Annotated in this window: 7 protein-coding genes; 2 read left to right on the top strand and 5 right to left on the bottom strand. The window is 68.1% G+C overall.

Annotated features, from left to right (window positions below; all coding sequences use genetic code 11):
* Positions 1 to 757: 757 nt before the first annotated feature.
* On the bottom strand, positions 758 to 979 hold the full coding sequence (locus AB0G14_RS34165; protein ID WP_357704693.1) for a hypothetical protein: 222 nt from the start codon (positions 977 to 979) through the stop codon (positions 758 to 760).
* A 190-nt stretch (positions 980 to 1169) separates the two neighbouring features.
* Here AB0G14_RS34165 and AB0G14_RS34160 point away from each other — a divergent pair, with 190 nt between their 5' ends.
* Positions 1170 to 2510: a low temperature requirement protein A gene (locus AB0G14_RS34160; protein ID WP_357704691.1), complete on the top strand. Its 1341-nt coding sequence runs from the start codon at positions 1170 to 1172 to the stop codon at positions 2508 to 2510.
* Between the two features lie 276 nt (positions 2511 to 2786).
* The gene (locus AB0G14_RS34155; RefSeq protein WP_357704689.1) at positions 2787 to 3545 is read left to right on the top strand and encodes a class I SAM-dependent methyltransferase; all 759 of its coding nucleotides are present in this window, start codon (positions 2787 to 2789) and stop codon (positions 3543 to 3545) included.
* Between the two features lie 54 nt (positions 3546 to 3599).
* Here AB0G14_RS34155 and AB0G14_RS34150 read toward each other — a convergent pair whose 3' ends face one another.
* From AB0G14_RS34150 to AB0G14_RS34135, 4 genes are all read right to left on the bottom strand, one after another.
* The gene (locus AB0G14_RS34150) at positions 3600 to 4592 is read right to left on the bottom strand and encodes a DUF1152 domain-containing protein (RefSeq protein WP_357704695.1); all 993 of its coding nucleotides are present in this window, start codon (positions 4590 to 4592) and stop codon (positions 3600 to 3602) included.
* Positions 4593 to 4887: 295 nt separating this feature from the next.
* Positions 4888 to 5859, bottom strand: coding sequence for an NAD(P)-dependent alcohol dehydrogenase (locus AB0G14_RS34145; RefSeq protein ID WP_357704687.1), 972 nt, complete (start codon positions 5857 to 5859; stop codon positions 4888 to 4890).
* Positions 5856 to 6089: a helix-turn-helix transcriptional regulator gene (locus AB0G14_RS34140; protein WP_357704685.1), complete on the bottom strand. Its 234-nt coding sequence runs from the start codon at positions 6087 to 6089 to the stop codon at positions 5856 to 5858. Before AB0G14_RS34140 ends, AB0G14_RS34145 begins: the two co-directional genes overlap by 4 nt.
* A complete protein-coding gene (locus tag AB0G14_RS34135; RefSeq protein WP_357704683.1) occupies positions 6083 to 6511 on the bottom strand; it encodes a hypothetical protein in 429 nt (142 codons plus the stop codon). The genes AB0G14_RS34140 and AB0G14_RS34135 overlap by 7 nt, the downstream gene beginning before the upstream one ends.
* Positions 6512 to 6936: the final 425 nt, after the last annotated feature.

Here is a 6936-nt window from a genome sequence, read left to right as displayed (position 1 = left end):
GATGAAGTGGACACGTACACAAGGATCTCCGATCCCCGCCCTCAGATCAGCACCCCGCTCGCACGGGGTGTCTCACACCATCTTGACCAAGAGGGAACCGGCCGCCGTCTTCGGTGACGTAGGAGCCCGCAAGGTCGGCCGCCGTGATGTTCGCGAGGCGTTCAGTGCCGCAGCCCAGACCGAAGTACCAAAAGCCGGTGCAGGCGACTATGCCTCCGCAGGCGCAGAGAACGGCGATGATCAGTCCGACGGAGACAGGGACAACCGTGCGGCCCGTGTTCACCCGCGCATAATACGGCGACCGAGATCGCTTCGCCGAAGCGGGCCGGCGCCAGCGACTGGTGGGCCATGATCCGGACTATGTGCGGAACGATCATATCTGGCTGGATGGCCGGCGCGGGCATTTGTCCAGCTGGGTCGCCATATCGCCCAACGTGAGCTAAACCCTTCCTAAACCGTGTGCTGCGGTCGTCGAGCGTGTCAGCGTCCCGGGGACCAAGTGGGGACCACACGGCCTGCCCGTTGGTGCGCGGCACGACGTTGACCGCATGGCCTGATCTTGGGGATCGCGTGCGTGACGTGCGTGGACGTGCGGCGAAGCGTCCTGGGGGTCAAGGGGTCGTCGGTTCGAATCCGGCCATCCCGACAGACAAAAGCCCTGACCAGCGATTCTGCTGGTCAGGGCCTTGATTTTGTCTATGGAGTTTTTGCGCCTGCCCCCGAAACCCCCACTTACCGGAGTCGGCAACCAGATTTGTCATCCATGCGCATCGTTGTTGTTTGCTCCAAATGCGGGACGCCCGTTGCGGTCGGCACCGAGTCGCTCAAGGATGCCGGAGACGTCCGGGGCTTGGACTGGTGTGGCGATGTAGTAGGTGTCGGTGACCTCCTCGCTGGAGTGTCCGAGCTGTGCTGCGGCGCTGTTGGTGTCCGTCTCTTCCTTGATGAGGGTGGCGACGGTCTTGCGGGCCAGGAGCATGCCGACGGGGAAGCTGCAGTAGAAGCCCGCGGCGGCTACGACACCCGCGGCCGCACCCCGCGCCTGGGTCGGTCGGCGTCACCGCAGCTCCAGCCCGTTCCGTCGGCACCACCCGGCCGACCCGCATAGAATCCGGCCGACCGGCACGAAACAGGCCATTCCGAGCCGGGCGCACTGTCAGACTGGCGCGGTGACGGAGGAAGCACCGACGGCCGGAGGTGACAGGGAGAAGACCACAGGGCGCAAGCCGGTACGCGCGCACCTGCGCGACGCCGTCGCCAGCCTGTTCGGCAGGCGGCGGGTACGCGAAGGCACCCGCACGGCCACCGAGGAGCTCTTTTTCGACCTGGTCTTCGTGTTCGCCTTCGTCCAACTCGTCGCGCTGATCCGGAGCGACTACACCCCTCAGGGTGTGCTTCGCGGAATGCTCGTGCTGGCCCTGCTGTGGTGGTCCTGGGGCGCCTTCGCGTGGCTGAGCAACAACCTGCAGGCCAGCTTCGGGGTGATGCGGTTCGGGTTGTTCGTGGTCACCGGCATCACCTTCGTGATGGCTCTGTCGACCCTCGTCGCGTTCACCGACCGGCCCGGCGGGTTGTACGGCCCGCTCGTCTTCCCCATCTGCTATTTCCTCGTGCGGTCGCTGCATCTGGCGCTGTACGCGTACGCCGTCTCGGCCCGGCACCTGGCCCGGCACATCCTGGTCCCCGCAGTGCCGATGGTCGCCAGCACCGCCCTGCTCGTCTGCGCCGCGCTCGTGCCGCACCGACTCCTCACCGACCAGCGACAGGTCGCCATCGCCGTGACTCTCCTCTGGCTACTGGCCGTGCTCGTGGACTACGTGGGTAGCTTCACGTTGCCCGTCTGGGAGATCGGCATCTTCTCCGCCCGGCACTGGTGTGAGCGGTACGGGTTGATCCTGATCGTGGCCGTGGGCGAGAACATCATCTCGATCGGAACGTCCAGCTCCAACGTGTCGCTCAGTTGGCAGCTCCTGTTCGCCGTCATGCTGGCCATGACCGTCACCGGGGCGTTGCTCTGGACCTACTTCGACGTGGTGGCGCTCATCGGTGAGCAGGTCCTCGAGCGGGCCGACCCGAAGACCAGATTCGCCCTCGCCCGGGACGCCTACAGCTACCTGCACCTTCCCATGGTCGCCGGCATCCTCCTGCCGGCCCTCGGGATACGCGAGCTCGTCAAGAACGTCGGCCGCCTCGAAGGACACCACCCCGACGAACGGCTCACCGCCATCGGTCTCTTCGGCCTCTACGGGGGGATAGCCCTCTTCCTCCTGGCCAACGTCGCCTACCAGCTGCGGATGGCCCACACGATCAGGACGATCATCTGGACCCGGGTGGCCGCCGTTCTGGTGCTGGCCGCGCTCGTCCCTGTCGCGCGGCGGATATCGGCCATCGACGCGCTGGGCCTGCTGGCGGCTGTCTCCTTCATTCTGATCGTCGTGGAGGTCATCGTGGCCGACGGGCAGCGCCGTCGCCTGCGCGAGTCGGGCCTGGCCGCCCGGATGCAGGTTTGAGGAACCTGCATCCGGCCCGCCACGGTCGTGCAGGGCGTACTCGACCGCCACGCCGCCGGGATCACCATCGGCACGCCTCACCTGCGGTGTCGAACGTAGCCGGCCAGGCCACGCGTGCCCGATCTGCGGCCGGACGGTCCCGCCGCACGGCGTGCCCTGTCCGCCGGGGAGGACGGCTGGGGGCGGATATCTGAGATGCCCGGCGTCCGGACATGGCGATGAGCGGACGCGACGTGGCCACGCCAACCAGTTGACGGCACCGGCAGGATACTCGGTGTGCGTACGTTCAGTGACCTGGTCGATGAGGCCGCCGCAGTGGACGTGTCCGGCTGGGACTTCGACTGGCTTGAAGGCCGGGCAACGGAAGAGCGGCCGCCGTGGGGGTACTCGCGGTTGATCGCATCGCGCCTGCCCCACGTCACCTCGGCCCTGGACGTCGACACCGGTGGCGGTGAGATCATCGCCGAGGTGCCGCACCTACCGCCGAGAATGGTCGTCACCGAAGGCTGGCGCCCGAACGTCGAACGCGCCCGTCACGCGTTGTCGCCGCGCGGTGTCGAGGTCGTGCCCGTCGAGCAGGGCCGGCCCCTGCCCTTCCCCGACGCCAGCTTCGATCTGGTGACGAGCCGCCATCCGGTGGACCCCGACTGGAGCGAGATCGCCCGCGTGCTCACCGATGGCGGCACGTACCTCGCCCAGCACGTCGGGCCGGCATCCGCGTTCGAGCTCATCGAGTTCTTCCTCGGCCCGCTGCCGCGGGAGCGGCTTGGCCGTCGCCCCGATCGTGAGGCCGCGGCAGCGCGGGCGGCCGCGCTCGAGATCGTGGACCTGCGCACCGCTCGCTGCCGGATGGAGTTCTTCGACATCGGCGCGGTCGTCTACACGCTGCGCAAATGCGTCTGGTGGGTGCCCGGCTTCTCGGTGGAGCGGTACCGGGACACCCTCGAGCGAATGGACGCCCACATTCGCCACCATGGCGCCTTCGTGGCCCACTCGACTCGGACCCTCGTCGAGGCCAGGCGTGCACCCCGCTGAGACGCTCACCGAACGGCTTCCCTGAGGCTTCCGCTCGTGCCGCCGTCCGGCCGTTCAGTGGGGGAACGCGCGGGGGATGCGTGCGTTGAGGAGTTCGTCGCGGAACGCTTGGATGCGTGTGATGACCTGTCGTCTGCCGATGGTGTTTTCGATGCGGTCGAGGTACAGGCATCGGGCGGCGAGTTTGTCGAGGTCGACGGTGAAGTAGATCGCCATCAGCGGGTTGACGAACAGGTCGCCGCCGCCGGTGCGCCGGGTGAACCGGATGTCTCCGAACGCGCCGCTGGTGGCTGCGGCGATCTGTCCTTGGACGATGCTCGGCCGGTCCGGGGTGGCGGCCTGGGCGTCGGCGACAGCATCGCGGTACAGCGCGGCCTCCCGGCTGGAACCGGGGATGGACAGGGCGCCGAGGTAGCCGCCGTCGCGGTCGAGAGCGGCGAGGTTCTCCAGCACCTGGACGTGGTTGACGCCGTCGTAGGCGTCGATGCCGAAGCCGAGACTGGTCACCAGCTTGACCGGCACGTCCAGCGCGGCCACGGCGGCCAGGCTGCTGATGTCCTCCACCGGGGTGCCGAGATCGGTTTCGTCGCCGCGCAGCAGGACATCGGTGCCGCCATCGACCAGCACCACCGCGTCGATGTCGAGTTGTTCGACCAGGTACCGGTACGCGGCCCGTAACGGCTGGACACCGAGCGGCGGAAAGGCGTACACGGTCGACGGCAGCTTCTGGGCTGCCAGCCACCGGGCGAGCGTCCGTTCGGGGAAGTACCAGTCCGGGCTCGTGGTGTCCGGCCGCACCGCCGCGACGTGCTCCGCCACCCACGCGTCCCGGTCGATCAATTCGAGTTCGGAGAAGGACAGGCTGGCCAGGTGCACCTGTGCGCCGCCGCGCCACAGGGCGAACGCCAAGGGCAGGCCGGCGTACACGTCGAACCCGCCGCCCGCTCCGGCGATGAGGATGCTCCGCGCCGGAGCCAGCGCGGCGAACAGCGGCGGAACGGCCAACGAGAACGCACCGGGGTCGGCCGGCAGCGCGGCAGAGTTCATCACCGCTTGATGATCCGTCACTGCCGATGCCGCTGACAGAGAGCCTGCCCCCGTATGCGGCGGGATCCCCAAACATCCTGGTGTCCGGCCGATTGGGGTCGCTTCACACGAGCGCCAGCTTTAACGCATGCTCATGCCGCGGGCCGTGTGCGGGGGTTCCAGTGCCGTCATCACCACCCGAGGCGCGGCCCGACGGCGTGGATGCGGAACTGCCGAAAGGGTCGTCGTCGCCACTTCCGGGTTGGGCTGGTGGTATTCGCGGTCGCGGGGGTCGTGCTGTGCGGTTCCCGGCTGGCTACACCGTGACGACGATCTTCCCCGCGGGATGGCCCTGGGCGAGGTAGCGCATCGCGTCGGGCGCGTCGGCGAGAGCGTAGGTGCGGTCGATGACCGGGGTGACCGAGCCCGCCTCGGTGAGGGTGGTCAGTTCCTCGAGATCTTCGTAGCGCTCCCGAGCGGTCACGCCGCGCACTCGCTGGCTGCCGAACAGTGAGAGCAACGGCGCGGCGAGCTGGCGTTGGAAGCCGCCGAGCAGCAAGCCTGTGGCGTGGCCGCCACCGACGAGGGCGATCGTCCCGCGCGGCGTGGTTGCGCGCCGGAGCAGCGACAACGGCCGGTTGCCGGCGGTGTCGATGATGATGTCGTATCGCGCGCCGTCACGGTCGATCTCGTGCTGGGTGTAGTCGATGACGTCCTCGGCACCGATGGAACGCACCAGCTCGGTCTTCGAGGTGCTGCAGACGCCGGTCACGCTTGCCCCATATACCTTGACCAGTTGGACGGCGAACGACCCGACGCCCCCGGCCGCGCCGGTGATCAGCACCCGCTGTCCGGGCTGCACGCGTGCGTCGCGGATGCTCTGTAGCGCGGTCACCGCGGAGATGGGCATCGCCGCGGCCTGCTCGAAGGTGAGGTTGGCCGGCTTGGGTGCCAGCCGGTGCTGCCGCGCCGTCGCGTACTGGGCGAACGAGCCGCTCTGGCAGGTGCCGTACACCTCGTCGCCGGGGCGCAGGCGGGTCACGCCGGCGCCGACCGCCACCACCACACCAGCGACGGCCCGACCGAGCACCGCGACCTTGGGCCGGCGCAGCCCGGCCGCGAGCCGCACCGCCATGGGCCGGCCGGTCATGAAGATCCACACGCCTGGGTCCAGGCCAGCGGCGCGTACCTCGATGAGCACCTCGTCGTCTCCGACCGAGGGTTTGTCGACCTCGCGGAGCTCGAGCACGTCGGCCGGGCCGTACACGTCGTGGGCGATCGCTTTCACGACTTCTCCTCGGGGGAGTCGGGGTACTGGAACACGTCGTCGAGCGGAACGCCGAAGACCCGGGCGATCCGGAAGGCCATTTCCAGGGATGGCGAATAGCGGCCCTGCTCGATGGCGATGAGGGTCTGCCGGGTCACGCCGATGTGCTCGGCGAGTTCGGCCTGGGTCATCTCGCCGTGCGCGAAGCGCAGCGCGCGGATGCAGTTGGTGACCTGCGTCGGCTTCACCACTGCGGGAGGCTCCTGCGGTACACGATGACCTTGGTGATGCCGCCGAGGATCGCCGACAGCATGAAGCACAGGTAGATGACGTTGGCGATCCAGAACCGGTCCCAGTCCGCCATGGCCATGAGCATCGCAGCGACCGCGCCGATGACCACGAACGACTGGCCGACGTGGTCGCCGAGCCGCCCGATCTCACGGTCCCGCACGTCCTTGACGCGCGGTGCGCCCGGATTCACGACGGCCATGCCGGTCTCCGCCACGATCGACGCGACGATGGCCGCGCCGACCGTCCACAACAGGGCGCTCGCGTACGGCACGTCGGGCAGCGAACGACCATCGGCGCGGCTGACGATGAGGGCCACGTAGGCGGAGTAGCCGAGCACGGCGACGACCAGACTGATCCACGCGCGTTTCTCTTCGTGCGTCATGACAAGCCCTCCGGATGTCTGAAATCTTTGACATCACGAAGGTAGCGAATCTTTGACTTCGTGTCTAGAAAGTTTTACATCGACCCGGGGTGCGGTCATCCGGCTGACCGGGCGCGGTCCGATCCCGCGAGCCCCGTGCCCGCCTGCTGGTCGCTCCGGCAACCGGACGGCATGCCGCGTGATCCAGAAGTTCCGGATCCCTGCACGAGACCACGCAGCGCACCCCGCGCACCCCGCAACGCCTCGCCAGGCGGAACGCGGGGCCGCAGAAACCTGCCCTCCTGATCGACCTGGTAGGTGCCGTTCGGCGCGATCGCCGGGGTCGTCAAGGGAACCTGTCAAGTCAAGTGAGACGTTTTCGTGGTCAGGTGTTCTGTAGATCTGCGGGTTGAGCTGCTGGTTTGTTGATCCACACCGTGGTCGGT

It is taken from the genome of Micromonospora sp. NPDC023814 (assembly GCF_040639595.1).
Classification (GTDB): domain Bacteria; phylum Actinomycetota; class Actinomycetes; order Mycobacteriales; family Micromonosporaceae; genus Micromonospora.
The sequence above is the reverse complement of the archived record's forward strand: the minus strand, read 5'-3'. Positions and strand labels throughout refer to the sequence as shown.

Coding starts and splice junctions, on each gene's coding strand:
- AB0G14_RS34150 (WP_357704695.1), bottom strand. CDS start 4,592: ATGAACTCTGCCGCGCTGCCGGCCGACCCCGGTGCGTTCTCGTTGGCC.
- AB0G14_RS34165 (WP_357704693.1), bottom strand. CDS start 979: ATGCTCCTGGCCCGCAAGACCGTCGCCACCCTCATCAAGGAAGAGACG.
- AB0G14_RS34135 (WP_357704683.1), bottom strand. CDS start 6,511: ATGACGCACGAAGAGAAACGCGCGTGGATCAGTCTGGTCGTCGCCGTG.